We start from the raw sequence: 18,951 nt of genomic DNA, 5'->3' as shown, positions 1-18,951 counted from the left end.
AGAAAAAACTATGAAACAGATTGTTCCAGCAACCGGTTCAGTGTTGTCCATGGCGCTCGTCTCGAGTTTCTCCACCGGTGTGACGGCCGCCGAGGGCGGCTTCATCGAAGACACCACGGCCACCTTGCAAGCACGCAATTACTACTTCAGCCGGGACTTTTCCGACATCGTCGGCGCCAACCAGCAATCGAAGGCCGAAGAGTGGGCGCAGGGTTTCATTCTCAACGTCAAATCGGGTTATACCCAGGGTCCCGTCGGTGTTGGCGTGGACGTGATCGGCCTGCTCGGGCTCAAGCTCGACAGCAGTCCGGATCGGGTCAATACCGGTTTATTGCCGGTGCAGGATGATGGGCGCGCGGCGGATGACTACAGCCGTCTGGAAGGCGCATTGAAGATGCGTTACTCCAAGACCGAGCTGAAAGTGGGGGAGTTGCAACCCAACCTGCCCGTGCTGGTGTTCAGCGATATTCGCCTGCTGCCGCCGAGTTATCAGGGCGCCAGTCTCACTTCCAATGAGATCAATGGCCTGACGTTGCAGGCCGGTCGTTTGAATACAACCAGCCTGCGCAACGAAGCGGGTGACGAAAAGATGCAAGCCATGCTCGGCCATGTGCCGCAGCGTCAGGTCAGCAGTGACGGCTTCAATTTTGCCGGGGCCGATTACGCCTTCAACGATAAACGCAGTACGGTCAGCGCCTCGTACGGGCAACTGGAAGACATCTACAACCAACGTTTCCTGGGCTTCAAGCACAGCCAGCCGATGGGCGACTGGATCCTGGGCGCCAACCTCGGTTATTACGATTCACGCGAAGACGGCAAAAAACTGCTGGGCAATATCGACAATCAGGCGTTCTTCTCGCTTTTGTCGGCCAAGCGCGGCGGTCACACATTTTATGTCGGCTATCAGGGCATGTTCGGCGACAGCGCGTTCCCGCGAGTCTTTGCCAACATCTCGCCACTGGGCAACGAAGTGCCGACCTACGAGTTCGCCTATACCGACGAGCGCTCCTGGCAGGTGCGTTACGACTACGACTTTGCGGCGCTCGGCGTGCCTGGCTTGACCAGCACCGTGCGCTACATCACCGGCAACAATGTCGACACCGGGCAAGGCTATGAGGGCAAGGATCGAGAGCGTGACCTGGATATCGGCTACGTGCTGCAGAGCGGCAGCCTCAAAGGCCTTGGTATCCGTGTGCGTAATGCGATGGCTCGTTCCAACTACCGCAGTGATATCGATGAAAACCGGCTGATCCTGAGTTACACCTGGACGTTGCTATGAGCCATTGATCACAGGTTGCTCGTGCAGTCGCCCATGACCTCGTAGGTCACGCGATGGGTCTGGCCCTGATGATCGACATACACCATGGTCGCCGGCACGACCCCGCACGCGGTCGCGGTATCCGACACGGAAACCACCTTGGCAATGTCCAGCGGTTGCGCGGGGTTATACAAGACCGTGAGGGGTTCGTTGTCTGCGGCCATGGCCGAGGTGGCGACAAGGGTCAGAAACAGGCTGATCACTGTTTTCATTTTGGCGTGCTCCATGTGGATTCGATGGGTAAAGTCTAGTCTTTGCCACCCGTGGATAAAGGGGTGAACGCCTGATACAGCCTTACATGAAACGTAACAGTCACCGCCCGAGGGAGGCTTATGGATTTGCTTAACAGCTTGCGCGTGTTCGTCCGAGTGGTGGACTGCGCAAGTTTCACCGCCGCCGCCGATGCGCTGGAGTTATCCACAGCGCAAGTGTCCCGTCTGGTCGCGGATCTGGAGCAGCATGTGCAAGCCCGGCTGCTGCAACGCACCACACGGCGCTTGAGCCTGACCGAGGCCGGCGAGCGATTCCTGCTGCGCAGTCGGCTGATACTCGAAGAAATGGAGGAGGCGACCGCCGAGGCTCGCGGTGCCCATCTCAAGCCAAGCGGCCGGTTGCGGGTGCACAGCATGAACGGCCTCGGGGTACTGATCACACCGCTGATTGCCCGTTACAGCGAGCTTTACCCCGATGTGGTGATCGAACTGACCCTGTCGCAGCGCAATCCCGATCCGTTGGAGGAAGGGCACGACGTGGTGATTTCGACTGCCCACGAACTGGCCGATTCGCAATTGGTCGCCCAGGCCGTCGGGCAGTTTTACAGCGTGCCCTGTGCTTCCCCGCAATACCTGCAACGTCGGGGTGTGCCGGACCATCCGCTGGCGCTGAGCGACCATCAGTGCTTGCGCATGCTCGATCCGTTGTACAGCGATCAGTGGGTGTTTCAGGACGAGGAGGGCGAGCATGCCATCAGCCCGGCCAGGACTTTTCAGTGCAATGTCGCCGAGTCGATGGTCAAGGCTTCAGAGGCTGGTATGGGCATCAGCCTGATTCCGTTTTACACCGCCACACGTCCCTTGAGTGACGGCACCTTGTTGCGCTTGCTGCCGGACTATCGGCCTCGTCAGCGCAATGTGTATGCGCTGTATCCGTCGCGACGCTTTCTCGATGCCAAAGTCCGCACGTGGGTGGATTTCCTCAAGGCCGAGTTACCCAGGTTGTTCGCCGAGCATGAAGCGGTGACGAACGATCCGCGGCATTGGGCTTGAGGTCGAAGGGCGGGTAAAGGGCGGTGTAGACTGGGGGCCTGTTCTCTTCGGCAAGACAAGGGAGTGTGCCCCGCCATGATCGGCGCCGAGTTGCTGTCACCCGAAACCCTCACGGTGGGGTGGTTGATCTATGTGCCGGTGCTGATCTGGGCCGTTGCGCGGGTTTCGTGGGTCGAGTTGTTCAGCGACAGCCGTCGCCAGCATTTGCTGTTCGGCACGGTGTTCGCGCTGTTCGCGCTTTGGCTGGTGCGACGGGATTTCGATACCGGCGTGTCCTATCACTTCATCGGCATGACCGCGGTGACGCTGTTGCTCGACTGGCCGCTGGCAATCGTCGGCGGATTGGTGGCTCAAACCGGACTGGTGCTGCTGGGTCGTCAGGACCTGGTGGCGATGGGCGTGAATGGCGCGCTGTTGATTCTGCTACCGGTGCTGGTTACCGAGTGCTGTGCCATCGCGGTGGAGCGCGCGCAACCACGCAATCTCTTCGTGTACATCTTCTGTTCCGGCTTCTTTGCCGCGGCCCTTTCGGCGTTGCTGTGCCTGGTGCTATCGCTCACGGTGTTGTGGTACGACGAACGTTTTGCCATGCCCTACTGGCTCGAAGACTTCATCGGCTATCTGTGGTTGCTCGTTTTTCCGGAGGCATTCATCAACGGCATGGTGGTCAGCGCGCTGGTGGTGTTCTGCCCGGAGTGGCTCGAGACCTTCAATCGCACGCGTTATCTGTCGGCGCCCTGGAAGGACGACGATCCCGAGTCTTGAGCCCACTCAAGTCCCCGATTCAATCAATCAGCTGATCAATCAAAACCACGTTGGAGTAGATCAAGCTGCCATCACTGGCTCGGTGTCCGACCAGATGGAACTGACCGCGCTCGTAGTGCAGATAAACGCGCATTTGGCAGTCGGACAAGGGGCCGTAACCCTCCGGCAAGACCAGGTTCAAGGTGACCATGTCGACATCGACCATGACCTCCTTTAGCTCAGGGGTCTTCTGCAGGCGTTCTTCAGCTTCCTCCAGGCGTAGATGGAGGGGGCCGTCGACGTAAAAATGGATCTCGCCTATTGGGACGGATGGTTGGTTGGGGTTGGGTTTGCACCTGCCTTCTAGCGTCAGGTTACTCATGACAGTACCTCCATCGGGGATGCTGGCCTGCCATTGAGTATAGCCACCAACCGGGTCTCGCTTGCCGACCTATACTTTTCACTGACTTTGCCACTACGGGTGGCTGTCTGCCTTGCTTGGACGCCAGTGGCGATGCTCACGCATTACCAATGAGCAACAGGAATAGGATGAAGAAAAAATGGCGATGGCAATTATCTTGATTCTAATCGTTATTGCCTCAGTACTCTTTCATGTACTAGCGCCCTGGCATGCAGCACCACCCGCTTCCAACTGGGGATCAATAGACACCACACTGTTTATTACCCTGATCATTAGCGGAATATTTTTCATCGCCATTACGGTATTCATGGCGGTCGCCGTGATGCGTTACCGTCACAAGGAAGGCGCCAGGGCACACTACCAGCCAGAAAGTAAAAAATTGGAGTTCTGGCTGATTGTAGTGACCTCGATAGGTATTGCCGCGATGTTGGCGCCGGGCCTGGTTGTTTACAACGATTTCATCCGGGTGCCGAAAGAGGCCTATGAACTTGAAGTGGTCGCCCAGCAGTGGCAGTGGGCTTTTCGTTTTCCCGGCCAGGACGGGAAGTTGGGGAAATCGGATATCAGGTTTGTTGATTTCGCCAATCCACTCGGTGTCGATCCCAAGGACCCTGCCGGGCAGGACGATGTACTTATAAAAAATAATGAAGTTCGACTTCCGCTGGATCGACCGGTAAAAGTTTTACTGCGTTCCAAAGATGTGTTGCACAACTTTTATATACCGCAAATTCGCAGCAAGATGGATATGGTGCCAGGGATGGTGTCGTATTTCTGGTTTACGCCAACTAAAACCGGAAAGTATGAAGTCCTTTGTGCCGAGTTTTGTGGTGTAGGCCATTACAACATGCGCGGCCAGATGATCGTGGAAGAGCAGGGGGCCTTCGATCAATGGCTGAGCAGTCAACCGACCTTTGCGCAGACATTAACCACAGCTGCCAGGCCCAGTCGCGACAGCCTGGTGGAAAAAGGTCGCCAGTTGGCCGAACAATACGGCTGTGGTGCCTGCCATAGCCAGGATGGCAGCACCCGTCTCGGCCCGGGATGGAAGGGCCTGTATGGCCGTCAGGAACAACTCGCCGATGGCACGAGTGTGTTGGTCGACGAGGCGTACCTGAAAGAGTCGATCCTCGCTCCGCAGGCCCGTCTGGTGCAGGGCTACCCGCCGGTCATGGTGGCCTATACTCTCAATGACGATGAACTGGGTGCCCTCGTTGCCTTGATCAAATCATTGAGCGATGCACCGCAAGACGCCGAAGTGCCTGCCGGCGCGGCTTCGGGTTCAGGTGCGGACCCGGTGGCGCAGGGACAACAGTTGGCCCAGTCGCTGGGCTGCCTGGCTTGCCACAGTGTCGATGGCAGCAAGAGTATCGGCCCCACATGGCAGGGCCTGTATGGCTCGACCGTCACCCTTGCCGACGGTACGGGCATAAAGGCCGATGAGGGCTACATAAAAGATTCGGTTCTTAATCCCGCTGCCAAAGTCGTCAAGGGCTTTGCAGCCGTCATGCCGGCCATGACGCCGAGCGATAAGGAGTTGGACGCCCTGATCGCTTTTATCAAATCCAAAGCCAATGCCGACGCTGATGCGAGCAAGGCGGAAACAGGGAAGCAACCGTAAAGCAGCCGGCAATACACCGAAACTTCGACAGGAGATGACGTGATGGCCTATGCGGAGCAAGCCGAAACAGAAGCACTGCACGAACCCAAGAGTTTCCTGACCAAATACATCTGGAGTCAGGACCACAAGGTCATCGCCATCCAGTATTCCTTGACGGCTTTGTTCGTGGGGCTTATCGCCGTGGTGTTGTCCGGCTTGATGCGCATGCAGATTGGCTTCCCCGGCAGTTTGGCGTTCATGGATGCCAGTGCTTACTATCAGGCGATGACCATGCACGGCATGATCATGGTCATCTACTTGCTGACGGCGTTGTTTCTGGGGGGCTTCGGTAACTACCTGATTCCGTTGATGGTGGGCGCCCGGGACATGGTCTTCCCCTACGTCAACATGCTGAGTTATTGGTTCTACCTGCTGGCGGTAGTGGTGTTGCTTGCCAGTTTTTTTGTTCCTGGCGGCCCCACCGGTTCGGGCTGGACGCTCTATCCGCCACAGTCCATTACCCGGGGGACACCGGGGGTCGAGTGGGGCATCGTGCTGATGCTCGTCTCTCTGGCGATTTTCATTGTCGCGGCCACCATGGGTGGTTTGAACTACGTCACCACGGTGTTGCAGGCGCGTACGCACGGCATGACATTGTTTCGCATGCCGCTCTCCGTATGGGGCATCTTCATGGCCTCGATCATGGCCTTGCTGGCTTTCCCGGCGTTGTTTGTCAGTGCGGTCATGATGCTGTTCGACAAACTGTTGGGTACCAGTTTCTTCATGCCGGCGATGATCTCGCTGGGGCAACAGCTCGATCACCAGGGGGGCAGCCCGATATTGTTCCAGCATCTGTTCTGGTTCTTCGGCCACCCGGAGGTTTACATCGTTGCGCTCCCCGCGTTCGGTCTGGTCTCCGACCTGATCAGCACCCATGCGCGTAAAAATATCTTCGGCTACCGGATGATGGTGTGGGCCATTATTGCGATTGGCGTACTCAGCTTTGTGGTTTGGGCGCACCACATGTATGTCAGCGGAATGAACCCGTACTTCGGCTTTTTCTTTGCCGTTACCACTTTGATCATCGCTGTGCCGACTGCGCTGAAAGTCTACAACTGGGTACTGACCCTGTGGCGGGGGGACATTCATCTGACCGTGCCGATGCTGTTTGCCCTGGCCTTCATCGTCACTTTCCTGGTGGGTGGCCTGACCGGATTGTTTCTCGGCAATGTGATTGTGGATATTCCGCTCTCGGACACCTATTTCGTCGTCGCCCACTTCCATATGGTCATGGGGGTTGCGCCGGTATTGGTGGTGTTTGGCGGTATTTATCATTGGTTCCCGAAAGTCACCGGTCGCATGACCAACGACATCCTGGGCAAGTTGCATTTCTGGATAACCTTTCTGGGCACTTACGCCATCTTCTTCCCCATGCACTATCTGGGTTTCCAGGGCATGCCGCGAAGGTATTACGCCTTTGAAAACTACGCGTTCATTCCGCAATCGGCGCAAGATTTGAATGCCTTCATCACGGTGGTCGCATTGATCGTCGGCGTTTCCCAGTTGCTGTTCGTGTTCAACCTGGCCTGGAGCGTATTCAAAGGCAAACCCGCGGGCAGTAATCCCTGGGGCGCGGCCAGTCTGGAGTGGCAAACGCCGGACACACCGCCGAAACATGGTAACTGGGGAGAGAAGCTGCCCGTCGTGCATCGCTGGGCCTATGACTACAGTGTGCCGGGGATAGAACAGGATTTCGTTCCGCAAACGGTCTCCGCCGAGGAGTTGGAGCAACTTCGCCAACTCAGTGCCGGCACCAGGAAAGCGGACGTTAAAACATGAACAGGCTGCTTTTGAGAAACGCCGACGGCGCTGACCCCGGCGGCAGTTGGAATCATGACCCTGAAGGTCTTCAGGCCGACGACGATGCCAGGAGACGGCAGATCGCAAAAACAGGTCTGCGTTTGTTTCTGGCGGTGGTGAGTTCGTTATTCTTTCTCTTCCTGATTGCCTTTATCGCCCGCTCACAAATGGTCGACTGGCTGCCCCTGACAGAACCCTTGGCGCCGTTGGCCAATCCATGGCAACTCTGGCTGAACTCGGTTTTTCTAGTGTTCAGTTGTGTTGCGCTGCAGTGGTCGCGCATGGCCGTCCGGCAGGCTCGATTGGGCGCAACTGTCATCGGCTTTGGATTGGGGGGCGTGTTTGCCATTGCCTTTCTGTTGGGACAATTCTGGGTATGGCAGCAGTTTGCCGCCTGGGGCTACTTTGTCGCCGGCAATCCGGCCAACAGTTTCTTCTACCTGTTGACCGGCCTGCATGGGCTCCATCTGCTGGGTGGGTTGATCGCTTGGGGCAGAACCGTCGTCAAATTCCTGCGCCGCGTACCGTTGCAGCAACTGAGCGCCAGCGTAGAGCTCTGTGCCATCTATTGGCACTACTTGTTGGGTCTCTGGTTCGTGCTATTCGCGCTACTGACCAGCACGCCAGAAACCTATGAAGCCATCGCCAGACTCTGCGGCCTGAGGTGAAAAACCATGGCATCGCACCCACAAGCCCCGGCTGATTCCGGCTCATCCAATCCACCAGGTTCACTGCCTGCCCCCGGATGGCAGGGCATCGCCAGCGACTGGTCCTCGGACAAAGACGCTTTCAAGCAGGTGTCCTGGGGCAAGGCGATGATGTGGATATTCCTGCTCAGCGATACGTTTATCTTCACCTGCTTTTTAACCGGCTACATGTCGGTGCGCATGACCATCACGGATCTCTGGCCGAACCCCAGTGAAGTCTTTGCACTGACGATCGGCGGTCAATCAATTCCGCTCATTCTGATCGCCATCATGACCTTTGTGCTGATCAGCAGCAGCGGCACGATGGCCATGGCCGTCAATTTCGCCTATCGCCGTGATCGCGCGCGAACCACTGCCCTGATGCTGGCGACCGCTGCCCTGGGTGTGACCTTCGTCGGCATGCAGGCCTTTGAATGGAGCAAGCTCATCGCCGAAGGGGTGCGCCCCTGGGGGAACCCCATGGGGGCGGCGCAGTTTGGTGCCAGTTTTTTCATGATTACCGGTTTCCACGGATTGCATGTATCAATCGGCGCGCTCTACCTCAGTATCGTGGCGATGAAAGTATGGCGGGGAGATTATGAGCGCTCCGGCAACTATCAGAACGTTGAGATAGCCGGGCTTTACTGGCACTTCGTGGATTTGGTCTGGGTGTTTATTTTTGCTTTCTTCTATTTGTGGTAGAGGAGCACGGATGATGGTGCATGCTCAAGGTCAGCAACATCCAATCGGCTTGTACCTTAAAATCTGGGGGCTGTTATTTGTCCTCAGCACGCTGTCGTATCTTGTCGACTACTTCCACTTCCATGGCTACCTCAGGTGGTCCCTGATTATTATTTTCATGTTGCTAAAGGCAGGTCTGATTGTCTCTATCTTCATGCATATGGCATGGGAACGATTGGCCTTGGTCTACGCCATATTGGTGCCACCTTTGTGTTTGCTGGTACTCGTTGGACTGATGGCCACCGAGGCGGACTATGTTTTCCTCAGCAGGGTCATTTTCTTCGGCCAATCAGTAACTTCCGGAGGGCCTTGAGCCTCCGGACGCTACTTTGTGTGAATGGGCGTTATATCGTTCGCTTGAACTGATGCCATCTGTGCAGCCAGGCGACTGTCCAGTGGGGGGCTGCTGTTCCCGTGCCTGCGCCCGTCAGCTTTGGATGCTGCTCGATGACCCGTTCCAATACCGACTCCTGGCTTGGCTCGACATCCACGAAGAAAACATGCTTGCCCGTTTCAACCAACTGTTTAAAGTTGCGAAAGTGCGCATTCGGCACCTGGATACCAAAGAATCCGCCTTCCCAGATGCAGAACCCCAGCACAACAACGGCCAGGAAGATAAAAGGTACCCAGCCTGCCGCAGACTCGTGCCAGCCCAGCCAATAGGCGCCGCCAAGGACCAGCGCCGCGAGTGGCACACCGATCACCGCACCAATCTCTCCAGAGTGAACGACATCTTGTTTCATCAACGAGTTGACCTCGTGGAGGTGATGTTCTTCAACCTCCGCGACTTGTTCACTGAGCACATGAATTTGTTCGGAATTGATGCCGTTGGCTTCCAGTTCATTTTCAACGGACTCAAGATCGTCAAGATTGTCACTGATGTAATAGTGTCGGTTCATGCCACACCTCCCATCTCGTTTTTTTTTGCTGTAGACCTCCTCTGTCCAGCAGCCGTTAACTGAGATTTACCGTCGGTATTGGAACCCGCAGGGACTGTTGCACTCTTCATGCAACCCGAAAGAAGTATAGCACCCGCTAGCATGCTGATTATTGGGTGTCAAGATCAACGAGCCTGGCACCTCTCGTTGATTGGCGGCGTAGTTACGTCCCTGACGATCGGGATCAGTGACGCGGGTCGAAATCGCCGCTGAACAATTCATCCTCGGCATCCGGGGCTACGGGAATCTTGTGCTCTTCCGATGCCCAGGCGCCCAGGTCAATCAGTTTGCAACGGTCGGAACAGAACGGCCGGAATTTGCTTTCGGGGCTCCACTCGACAGGGGCGCCGCAGGTCGGGCATTCGACGGTTGGGATCTGGCTCATGACTGGCCTCCACGCAAAGTAAGGTAAAAGTGATGCAGGCGTTCGACCTCGCTGTGTAGCCAGGCGAGGTCGCGGTCGTTGACCACCACCTCGTTGGCATGGCTCACGCGATCCTGGCGACTGGACTGGGCCTTGAGGATCGCCTGGACCTGCTGTTCGCTGGTCTGGTCACGTTGCAGGGTGCGTTCGATCTGTAGCTGTTCGGGGGCATCGATCACCAGCACCCGTTGGGTCATGGCGTACTGGCCTGATTCGATCAGCAGCGGCGAAACCAGAATCGCGTAAGGTGATTTTGCCAGCGCCAGATGATGAGCGATTTCCTCGGCGATCAGCGGATGCAGCAAGGCTTCCAGCCAGCGGCGTTCATCCGGCACTTCAAAGATCAGTTTGCGCAGGGCCGCGCGATCCAGTTGTCCGTCAGCCTGCAACACGCCGGGGCCGAAGTGTTCGGCGATCTTCGCCAGCGCCGGCCGGCCTGGCTCCACCACCCAGCGCGCGGCATGATCGGCGTCGACCACATGCACACCGAGGTCGATGAAGTGTTGGGCCGCCGCACTTTTGCCGCTGCCGATGCCGCCGGTCAGGCCGAGAATCCAGGGTTTTTCCACAGGGGTATTCATTTCAAACCGACAAACTGCCAATAGAGGTCGGTTATTTGACCACCCCAGAGCAAGGCAATCCAGCCGGCAATCGCCAGATAAGGGCCGAAGGGGATCGGTGTCGAGGTTTTTGCCTGGCGCAGGCGCAGGTAGATCACGCCGATAACGGCCCCCACCAGGGAAGACAGCAGGATGGTCAGCGGCAGAATCTGCCAACCGCCCCAGGCGCCAAACATCGCCAGCAGCTTGAAGTCGCCATGGCCCATGCCGTCCTTGCCGGTGAGCAACTTGAACAGCCAGAACACCGACCACAGCGCCAGGTAGCCGGCAATGGCACCCCACAACGCGTCATGCAGCGGTACGAACAAACCGAGACTGTTGACGATCAGTCCCAGCCACATCAACGGCAACACCAATACATCCGGCAGCAATTGATGTTCGGCGTCGATCAGGCTCATGGCCAGCAGGCCCCAGGTCAACAGCAGCGCCATGCACGCTTGCCAGCCGAAACCGAAGTGCCAGGCAATGAACCCCGACAACAGACCACAGGCCAGTTCGGTCAGCGGATAGCGTTTGCTGATCGGTGTCGCACAGGCTGAGCAGCGCCCCCGCAGAAACACGTAACTGAGCAGCGGGATGTTTTCCCAGGCACGTATCCGGTGGCCACAAGATGGGCACTGAGAGTGGGGCAGCAGCAGATTGTAGGTGGGCAGTGGTGTTTCGCCGGGCAGGCCGAGGATCTCGTGGGCTTGCTCGCGCCATTCGCGCTCGAGCATTTTTGGCAGGCGCCAGATCACCACGTTGAGAAAACTGCCGACCAGCAACCCCACCAGACCGGCGATCACGACGAAGGCTAGCGGGAAGTGGGTCAGGATTTCGTTCAAGGGCATGTCAGATCGCTGCGCCGAGTTGGAAGATGGGCAGGTACATCGCGACCACCAGTCCGCCGACGATAACACCCAATACCACCATGATGAACGGTTCCATCAGGCTGGTGAGGTTATCGACCATATTGTCCACCTCGTCCTCGTAAAAGCCCGCGACCTTGTCCAGCATGTCGTCCAGCGCGCCGGACTCTTCGCCAATGGCGGTCATCTGAATGGCCATGTTTGGAAAAACACCGGAAGTGCGCATGGAAAAATTCAACTGCATGCCCATCGAAATGTCTTGCCTGATGCGCAGCACCGCACGCTTGAACACGATATTGCCAGTGGCGCCGGCCACCGACTCAAGGGCTTCCACCAAGGGGACGCCGGCGGCGAAGGTGGTCGACAGGGTGCGGGCGAAACGGGCCACGGCGGACTTGTACATCAAGGTCCCCACCAGCGGCACCTTCAGCAGCCAGGCATCTGTTCGATCGCGAAAGCCTTGCGAGGTCTTGAAGGCGTGGCGAAACGCGAAGATTGCCACGATCAGCCCGCCTAGCATCATCCACCACCCGTCCTGCATGAACCGCGACAGGCCAATGACCATCACGGTGAACGCGGGCAATTGGGCACCAAACCCTTCGAACACCGACTGGAACTGCGGCACCACATTGACCAGCAGAATCCCGGTCACGATGATTGCGACGAACACGACCACCAGCGGGTAGGTCATGGCTTTCCTGATCTTGGCCTTGAGGCTTTCGCTCTTTTCCTTGTAGGTCGCCACCCGCTCCAGCAGGGTATCCAGGGCGCCGGCCTGCTCCCCGGCATCCACCAGATTGCAGTACAGCTCATCGAAATACCGGGGCTTTTTACGCAGGGCGGCGGCGAAGCTGTTGCCTGCCGCGACTTCCTGTTTCAACTCATCCACCAGGGTGCGCATGGCCGGGTTATCGAAGCCTTCGGCGATGATGTCGAACGACTGCAACAACGGCACGCCGGCTTTCATCATGGTCGCCATCTGGCGCGTGAACAGGGCAATGTCCAGGGCCTTGATACGCTTGCCCAGGTTGAACAGCGAAGTGGTTTTCTTGCGCACCTTGCCGGGGTTGATGCCTTGCTTGCGTAACTGCGCCTTGATCAACGCCGGATTTTGACCGCTCAACTCGCCGGTGACCTTCGTGCCTTTACGGTCAGTGCCTTCCCAGGCGTACACACTGATTTTTGCTGCTTTGACCGCCATGTTCAGTCCTTGGTGACCTGGTTGATTTCTTCAAGGCTGGTGATGCCTTGCATGGCTTTGAGCAAGCCTGCGGTGCGCCGGTCGTTGCAATGTTCGCAGCCGACCGGCTCATAGATCGTGAATGTGCCGATGCGTTCCTCGGGCTTGTTGAGATGCCTGTTGCGCGCTTGTGCCAGTGAGCAGCCCGGCCAGGACCCATTGCTTGGCCAGGCCGCTGAGGGCGATGTCATTCGTTGGACGACCGGACCAAGACAGTTGAATGACTTATAGCCTAGTCAAGCGATGGAACCAAACCAGCGCCGGTGAGGTGACAAAAAGTGTCAGATAGTGCGGATGCTGGGGGTTGGAGGAGGGGTTGTGGCGGTCTTGCGTCCCGCCAACAGGGCATGCGGCGCTTGGCATGGGCTGTGCTGCGACAGATTCAGATCATGAGATTTCGACTCATGCACGGAGGCTGTCAATGAACATTCAAAAAGGTTTTACCCTGATCGAGCTGCTGATCGTGGTGGCGATCATCGGGATTCTGGCGACGTTTGCGATCCCGGCTTATTCCAAGTACCAGGCGCGGGCGAAGGTGACGGCGGGGCTGGCGGAAATTTCGGCGTTGAAGGTTCCGTTTGAGGATCTGATGAATCAAGGAACCGATCCTGATCTGACGAAAGTCGGCGGTACCGCGACAACCTCCAACTGCACAACGACAGCGTCGGGTAACGCCGCTGATGGAACGGGCACAATTGGTTGCACAATCCTGAATGCACCCGGTCCGGTGCTGAACAAAACCATTACCTTGACGCGTGCGGTGACGGGCTGGACATGCGCCACTACCGTCGACCAGGAGTTCGCGCCTAAAGGCTGCGAAGGCATTGCCCCTAAGGTCTGATTCCTCATCCGGTTGCCTGGTACCCCGCCTCGCGCGGGGTATTTTTTGTTCGCCGCCTGTAAGTTCCGAGTGCTGAGGAAAACTCCCGACAATTCATGGCCTTAGGCCTTATCAAAAACCCGCAACTTGCATGTAGAGAATGGCCGGGTCATGCAAATTGCATGATTCCGAAAAAAGAACTGGTTGCTAACTACTTGATTTATAAAGAATTGTTGTGTGTCTCAAGGTTGGCACAGCGTTCGCAATATCTCTGGTAACCCTGCTGAAAAGACATCCAGCAGACTTTCCAGAAAAACAGGAGTTACTCGTATGAAGAAGTTCGCTATCGCTGCCGCTACTGCAACCGCGCTGACCCTGACCATGGCTAACGCAGCATTTGCACAGTCCACTCAGGCGACTCAGGCACCCATGATGCTGGCCGCCGGTGAAGTCACTGAAGCGAAAGAGGATGTTTCCGATACCTGGATCACTACCAAAGTCAAAGCAGACCTGGTTACCGAAAAAGGCATTCCGGGTACCGATATCAAAGTGGAAACCAACAAAGGCGTTGTGTCCCTGTCTTCCACTACCGCAGTCACGGATAGCCAGAAAGACGTTGCGGTGAAAATCGCCAAGAACATCAAAGGCGTCAAGGCGGTTTCCGCTGACGGCCTGAAAGCCGAGTAAGGGCAAGGCTTCTCGCCTGGACTGGGAGAAGGCGCGGCAGGCGGGCCGAGATATACGTCTGTCGCATCTTGAGGAGTTCATGCGAACGGCCATAAGGATGTGGCCATTACAGGCCCCGGCATTCGTGTCGGGGCCTGTTCTATTGCGGGGGTATGCAAAACAACTGTGGGAGCGAGCCTGCTCGCGAAAGCGGTCTGTCAGCCAACATATGTGTTGAATGTCAGTCCCTTTTCGCGAGCAGGCTCGCTCCCACAGTGTTTTATGGTGTTTTCAGTTACCGCGTTTGCTGGTGATCTGCACCAACCGATTCCCCTCGAACCGCAAGTACTGATACATCCCGCCGTTCGGCCCGTAAGTCCATTCCTCGACCTGAAACTCTTCCCGTCGATCGGCGCTGCGCTTGTAACCCAGCAGATCGCGGCTGACGGGTTCGCCACATTTGTGCAGTACCTCGCTCGACCGGTCGCCGACACTGATCAATTGGCTGCCGCAGCGCAAAGTATCCGCCGCCAAGGCCTGGTTCGCCGTCAACGCCAACGTCAATGCGAGCAGTAGCCGCTTGCCCATCATTCGGCGTCCAGATGCATGGGCGTAACGACCTTGCCGTCCTTTTCCGCTTCGCCTAATTGGGCATCGATGAAGTACACGCGGTCATCGGCCAGTTGACCCTTGTCGACCAGATAATCCTTGATGCTGCTGGCGCGTTCCTGGCCCAACTCACGCAACAGCACTTCGCTGGAACTCCAGAACTGGATCACGCCCTCGCGCATCTTCGCGGTGCGTTCTTCTTTGCCCAGGTCTTTCCATTCGGCAGGCGGCTGGGTTTTCAGACGTGTGCGGTAGATCCCTTCCAGCAGCGGACCTTTCTCGCTGTCAGGCACTTCCAGCAAAGCAGCTCTCGCCGGTACCTTTTCACCGCGCCGCTGGAGCATTTTGTAGTAGTTGTACTGATACTCCCGCTCCAGGCGTTGCTCGGCAATCAGCGGGCCGTCGCTGCTCTTGGCCGCGGTGCCTTCGATTTCCAGGCGCAGGGCCGGGCGTTCCTTGAGGGCCTGGGACAGCTTGACCAGGGCCGCTTCAGCGTCCTTGCTCAGCTCGCTTGAGCCCGGCGCGAACGACACACTGCCCAGATCTTCCGACCCGCCACCGGCCACCAGTCCGCCAATGAGTTTGAACGGCGCGGCGGCCGCCTTGACGATCAGGTTGCGCAAGGTTTGCCAGACAATCGGCATGACGCTGAACTGTGGGTTGTTCAAGTCGCCGGACACCGGCAGTTCGATGGAAATCTTGCCGTCGACATCCTTGAGCAAGGCAATCGCCAGTTTCAGCGGCAGGCTCACGGCGTCGGGGCTGTCGACTTTTTCACCCAGTTGCAACTGCTCGACCACCACTTTGTTTTCGGCCTGGAGCTGGCCCTTGGTGATCTTGTAGTGCAGGTCCAGATTCAGCCGGCCCTTGCGGATGCGGTAGCCGGCGAACTTGCCGGAGTAGGGTGTCAGCGTGGTCAGCTCCACGCGTTTGAAGCTGGTGGCGATGTCGAGGCTGGCCATCGGGTCGAACGGGTTGACCGAACCCTTGATGGTCACGGGTGCATAGCGATCGACCTTGCCCTTGACGTCGACGCTGGCCGGTTTTGCCTGCCGGCTGTCGATGGTACCGATCTGACCGTTGAGTTGTTGAACGGCGGTGGCGAAGTTCGGCGTCAGGCTGAAGTCGGCGAAGTTGGCCGAGCCGTCGTTGATGACGATCCCGCCGATGTGGATGCCCAGCGGCTTTTCTTTACTGGCGGGTTTGGCAGCAGCGGTCTTGGCACCGGTATCGGCCGGTTGCGGAATCAACAGATCATCGATGTTGGTGGTGCGGTCATCGTTGATCATGAAACGTGCGTAGGGCTGCATCAGGTTGATCTTGTCGATCGACAGGCTGTCACCGTGTTGATAGTTCAGACCTTCGACCACCACCTGCTGCCACTTGAGAAAGTCACGGGTTTTCAAGGTGTCCAGGGTATGCAACTGATCGACCTGGGCGCGTCCGGTGACGCTGAGGGCCAGCGGTTCGGTGCTTTTCAGGTTGACCGCCAGATCACTGCCGAGCATGCCGCTACGCAGTTCCAGGCGGATGAACGGGTTGATATAGGACTGGGCGACGCGCAGGTCGATGTCCTTGGTCTGCACGTTCAGTTTGGCGCTGACCGGAGCCAGGTTGACCTCGCCTTCAGCCATGAGCTTGCCTTGTTTGCCCACGCCAGTGTCGAGCTTGAGCGTAAAGGGCGAGCCATTGAGGCTATCGAATTTCTGCAGGTCGAGATTCAGCGGCGCCAGTTCCAGTTCCACGGCGGGTTGCGCCTTGCGGTCTGACAGGTGCACGCGGTAATCGCGCAGTTGCACATCGTTGAGCAGCACTTGCCAGGGTTTGGCGGGCGGCGCGGGTTCGGGCTTTGGTGAGTCGGCCGACGCCGGGGTACTCGGCGGTTCGGCATTGGCTTTGGCGGCGGGTTTGGATGGCTGGCTGGCAAACAGTTTCTGCCAGTCGAGTTGGCCATCGGCTTCCAGGGCCGCCCAGGTTTCCAGCTTCTGGCTGCGGATCTTGCCGACGACGACTTGCTGTTTGGCCAAGTCGATGGTGGTTTCGCTGACGTCCAGTCGTTCGAGCCTGGCCAATCGCCGACCGTCCGGAGCCTTGATGGCGAAGGGCGCGACGCTGACAGCGACGTTGCTCAGCAGCAGTTCGGTTTCCTTGGACAGGTTGAGTTTGTAATCAGTGCTGAGGCTGATCACGCCGTCTTCAAGCACCAATGGCACGGCATCACGCACGTAGGGCCAAAAGGCTTTCATCTTGCCGTCGGTGATCTTCAGCTTACCTTCGGATGCGATCGGGATCAGGCTGAAGTTACCGGTCCAGTCGATCTGTCCACCATGCGGGCCGATGGCCACCAACGTCATGTCGGCGCTGTCTTCGGGCAGGGTGCTGAGGTTCTTCAACTCGAAGTCGAGTTTGTCGTAGAGGAACTCGATGGGTTCGCTGGGACGATCATCCTTGAAGTGAATAGCACCGCCGGCCAATTTTATCCGGTCTATGCGCAGCGGGAAGGGCTTGGCATCGGGATCGGCCGGCGTCGGTTCGCTCTGTGGCAGCTTGAACAACCCGAGCAGGTTGAGTTTGCCGTCCTTGCCGAAAAGGATCTCGGTCTTGGACTTTTCCAGCTCGATATCCGTCAGGTGCAGCGCCTTGGTCCAGAGACTGTCGAGTTGCAGGTTGGCGTACAGGCGTTCGAAGCCGACCTGTTCCTTGCCGGGCTCACCGATGTTCAGGCCCCAAAGGGTCACTTCGAGGCTGAACGGGTTGAGTTCGATTCGCTGGATCGTGGCGGGCGTCGTCGCGTAGTTGGCCAATTGCTGGTTGGCTACCCGCAAGGCGATACCCGGCAAAATCAGAAAGCCCAACAGGCTGTAGAGGGCCAGAACAGTCAACAGGGCGCCAACGGCGCGGATCAATCCTTTGTACATGCGTGGCTTCATCTGTCTGAATCGGAGTGCCTTGGAGTATGGCACGCGATTCCGGTTCCGAAGCAATCGCCCGATTCAGGTTTTTTCAGATTTGTCTGACATGAATCAGAGCTGCAAAATCAGGGTTTTCAGTGGCGGTTGCTGATCCAGCGACGGGAAATCAGCCCCCGGTTTCATCACCGTCCACTCACGCACCGGCCGTCCGGCTTTCTCTGCGCAACGCAAAACCTGTTCGCGCCAGTCGTCCATGCTGACTTTCGCCAGATTGTTGCAGCAGATCAGCACACCGTTCTCAGCCGTGGTGAGCAACGCCGGTTTCAGCAGACTCTGATAGTCGCGCAGCAGGTCGACGGTACCGAACGCGCTCTTGGCCCAGGCCGGTGGATCGAGCAGCACCAGATCGTACTGGCGTTGTTCCAGGCGCTGATAGCTCGGCAACTTTTGCCCGCGACGCTGACTGATAGGCAGGCCGGCCAGTTGGCGGATAGCGGGGAAGTAGTCGGACTGGACGAACTCCATGGTCGGCAGCTGCGGGTTGAGCAGGCCGTTTTCACGACCGACCGCCAGGTTGCCTTCGGCGAAGTCCAGGTTGCACACCTCGCGGGCGCCACCGGCCGCGGCGCTGAGGCCGACGCCACAGGTGTAGGCGAACAGGTTGAGCACGCTTTTGTTTTTGCTGTGCTCCTTGACCCAGCCGCGGGTGTTGCGCAGGTCGAGGAACAGTAGCGGGTCCTGTCCGGCGTGACGCCCGCGTACCCGGTAATTGAGGCCCCATTCGTGGCCGACCAGGTCTTGCAGGGCTGCTTCTTCGGCGCGGTAGACGGTGTCTTCACGGTCGATGCGTGAATTGCCACGGGAGCGGTCGTTGTAAACCAGCAGGCTTTCAAAGCCCAGGTGCTGGTTGATGGTTTCGTGCAGTTGCAGCAGCGCATCGCGCTCCAGCGACTGGTGAAAACTCTGCACCATCAATTGCGGGCCATAGCGGTCGATGGTCAGCCCCCCGGCACCTTCCTGGCTGCCATGGAACAAGCGATAGCAATCGGTGCCTTGCCCATGCAGTTCGGCAAGCAGGTCCTGGCGATGTTCGAGGGCGGCGCGCAGCGCCTGGTTCAAGGAAGACATGCTGGGCGCCTTGCAGGAGGAATTTGGCGCGGGAGTTTAACAGCTTGGCACTGAACCGAGGTGCTGCCTTCGCGAGCAGGCTCGCTCCCACACTCATTTGATGAACGACACACA

General features: G+C 57.8%; 20 protein-coding genes and 1 pseudogene. 10 read left to right on the top strand and 11 right to left on the bottom strand.

Going from position 1 to position 18,951, the window contains the following annotated elements; all coding sequences use genetic code 11:
* Positions 1 to 10 precede the first annotated feature (10 nt).
* Complete coding sequence (locus tag ACW9HW_RS12355) at positions 11 to 1,279, top strand: OprD family porin (protein WP_457400053.1); 1,269 nt, start codon at positions 11 to 13, stop codon at positions 1,277 to 1,279.
* A gap of 8 nt (positions 1,280 to 1,287) precedes the next feature.
* Here ACW9HW_RS12355 and ACW9HW_RS12350 read toward each other — a convergent pair whose 3' ends face one another.
* Positions 1,288 to 1,530, bottom strand: coding sequence for a DUF2790 domain-containing protein (locus tag ACW9HW_RS12350; RefSeq protein WP_095196591.1), 243 nt, complete (start codon positions 1,528 to 1,530; stop codon positions 1,288 to 1,290).
* Positions 1,531 to 1,650: 120 nt separating this feature from the next.
* Here ACW9HW_RS12350 and ACW9HW_RS12345 point away from each other — a divergent pair, with 120 nt between their 5' ends.
* Together ACW9HW_RS12345 and ACW9HW_RS12340 are read left to right on the top strand one after the other, a co-directional pair.
* Positions 1,651 to 2,583 (top strand): LysR family transcriptional regulator, encoded by a 933-nt coding sequence (locus ACW9HW_RS12345; RefSeq protein WP_457400051.1) that lies wholly within the window; start codon positions 1,651 to 1,653, stop codon positions 2,581 to 2,583.
* Positions 2,584 to 2,658: 75 nt separating this feature from the next.
* Positions 2,659 to 3,348, top strand: a complete 690-nt coding sequence (locus tag ACW9HW_RS12340) for an energy-coupling factor ABC transporter permease (RefSeq protein WP_095196589.1) — start codon at positions 2,659 to 2,661, stop codon at positions 3,346 to 3,348.
* A gap of 19 nt (positions 3,349 to 3,367) precedes the next feature.
* Here ACW9HW_RS12340 and ACW9HW_RS12335 read toward each other — a convergent pair whose 3' ends face one another.
* On the bottom strand, positions 3,368 to 3,709 hold the full coding sequence (locus ACW9HW_RS12335) for a hypothetical protein (protein WP_095196588.1): 342 nt from the start codon (positions 3,707 to 3,709) through the stop codon (positions 3,368 to 3,370).
* A gap of 178 nt (positions 3,710 to 3,887) precedes the next feature.
* On the opposite strand from ACW9HW_RS12335, the gene ACW9HW_RS12330 reads away from it, so the two are divergent.
* Genes ACW9HW_RS12330 through ACW9HW_RS12310 form a run of 5 tightly spaced genes read left to right on the top strand, consistent with a single transcriptional unit; the run spans position 3,888 to position 8,945 of the window.
* Positions 3,888 to 5,366, top strand: a complete 1,479-nt coding sequence (locus tag ACW9HW_RS12330; protein ID WP_095196587.1) for a cytochrome c oxidase subunit II — start codon at positions 3,888 to 3,890, stop codon at positions 5,364 to 5,366.
* Positions 5,367 to 5,408: 42 nt separating this feature from the next.
* Positions 5,409 to 7,184 carry a cytochrome c oxidase subunit I gene (gene ctaD / locus ACW9HW_RS12325; protein ID WP_095196586.1) on the top strand — a complete coding sequence of 592 codons (1,776 nt, stop codon included), beginning with the start codon at positions 5,409 to 5,411 and terminating at the stop codon, positions 7,182 to 7,184.
* On the top strand, positions 7,181 to 7,873 hold the full coding sequence (locus ACW9HW_RS12320) for a cytochrome c oxidase subunit 3 (protein WP_095196585.1): 693 nt from the start codon (positions 7,181 to 7,183) through the stop codon (positions 7,871 to 7,873). Before ctaD ends, ACW9HW_RS12320 begins: the two co-directional genes overlap by 4 nt.
* Before the next feature lie 6 nt (positions 7,874 to 7,879).
* Entirely contained in the window at positions 7,880 to 8,593 is a 714-nt protein-coding gene (locus ACW9HW_RS12315; protein WP_095196584.1) for a heme-copper oxidase subunit III family protein, read from the top strand.
* 13 nt (positions 8,594 to 8,606) lie between these two features.
* Positions 8,607 to 8,945: a cytochrome C oxidase subunit IV family protein gene (locus tag ACW9HW_RS12310; protein ID WP_457400060.1), complete on the top strand. Its 339-nt coding sequence runs from the start codon at positions 8,607 to 8,609 to the stop codon at positions 8,943 to 8,945.
* A gap of 31 nt (positions 8,946 to 8,976) precedes the next feature.
* On the opposite strand, the gene ACW9HW_RS12305 is transcribed toward ACW9HW_RS12310, so the two are convergent.
* The 6 genes and pseudogenes from ACW9HW_RS12305 to ACW9HW_RS12280 all read right to left on the bottom strand — a co-directional run.
* Entirely contained in the window at positions 8,977 to 9,531 is a 555-nt protein-coding gene (locus tag ACW9HW_RS12305; RefSeq protein ID WP_095196583.1) for a hypothetical protein, read from the bottom strand.
* Between the two features lie 223 nt (positions 9,532 to 9,754).
* Entirely contained in the window at positions 9,755 to 9,955 is a 201-nt protein-coding gene (gene yacG / locus ACW9HW_RS12300; RefSeq protein ID WP_060543361.1) for a DNA gyrase inhibitor YacG, read from the bottom strand.
* Complete coding sequence (gene coaE, locus ACW9HW_RS12295) at positions 9,952 to 10,575, bottom strand: dephospho-CoA kinase (RefSeq protein WP_095196582.1); 624 nt, start codon at positions 10,573 to 10,575, stop codon at positions 9,952 to 9,954. Before coaE ends, yacG begins: the two co-directional genes overlap by 4 nt.
* Complete coding sequence (locus tag ACW9HW_RS12290; RefSeq protein WP_457400047.1) at positions 10,572 to 11,444, bottom strand: prepilin peptidase; 873 nt, start codon at positions 11,442 to 11,444, stop codon at positions 10,572 to 10,574. Before ACW9HW_RS12290 ends, coaE begins: the two co-directional genes overlap by 4 nt.
* Before the next feature lies 1 nt (position 11,445).
* Positions 11,446 to 12,663, bottom strand: a complete 1,218-nt coding sequence (locus tag ACW9HW_RS12285) for a type II secretion system F family protein (protein ID WP_457400045.1) — start codon at positions 12,661 to 12,663, stop codon at positions 11,446 to 11,448.
* A 2-nt stretch (positions 12,664 to 12,665) separates the two neighbouring features.
* Positions 12,666 to 12,806, bottom strand: a pseudogene (locus ACW9HW_RS12280) (hypothetical protein); the annotation flags it as partial.
* Positions 12,807 to 13,123: 317 nt separating this feature from the next.
* Here ACW9HW_RS12280 and ACW9HW_RS12275 point away from each other — a divergent pair.
* Both ACW9HW_RS12275 and ACW9HW_RS12270 read left to right on the top strand, forming a co-directional pair.
* Positions 13,124 to 13,543, top strand: coding sequence for a pilin (locus ACW9HW_RS12275; protein ID WP_457400042.1), 420 nt, complete (start codon positions 13,124 to 13,126; stop codon positions 13,541 to 13,543).
* Positions 13,544 to 13,852: 309 nt separating this feature from the next.
* Complete coding sequence (locus ACW9HW_RS12270) at positions 13,853 to 14,209, top strand: BON domain-containing protein (protein WP_095196577.1); 357 nt, start codon at positions 13,853 to 13,855, stop codon at positions 14,207 to 14,209.
* Positions 14,210 to 14,479: 270 nt separating this feature from the next.
* Here the strand turns inward: ACW9HW_RS12270 and ACW9HW_RS12265 are convergent, their stop codons facing one another.
* From ACW9HW_RS12265 to ACW9HW_RS12255, 3 genes are all read right to left on the bottom strand, one after another.
* Entirely contained in the window at positions 14,480 to 14,776 is a 297-nt protein-coding gene (locus ACW9HW_RS12265) for a DUF2845 domain-containing protein (RefSeq protein ID WP_095196576.1), read from the bottom strand.
* Positions 14,776 to 17,727: a DUF748 domain-containing protein gene (locus ACW9HW_RS12260; RefSeq protein WP_095196575.1), complete on the bottom strand. Its 2,952-nt coding sequence runs from the start codon at positions 17,725 to 17,727 to the stop codon at positions 14,776 to 14,778. Before ACW9HW_RS12260 ends, ACW9HW_RS12265 begins: the two co-directional genes overlap by 1 nt.
* A gap of 93 nt (positions 17,728 to 17,820) precedes the next feature.
* A complete protein-coding gene (locus ACW9HW_RS12255; protein WP_457400040.1) occupies positions 17,821 to 18,837 on the bottom strand; it encodes a class I SAM-dependent rRNA methyltransferase in 1,017 nt (338 codons plus the stop codon).
* Positions 18,838 to 18,951 lie beyond the last annotated feature (114 nt).

The organism is Pseudomonas sp. SDO5532_S415 (assembly GCF_054071155.1).
The sequence above is the reverse complement of the archived record's forward strand: the minus strand, read 5'-3'. Positions and strand labels throughout refer to the sequence as shown.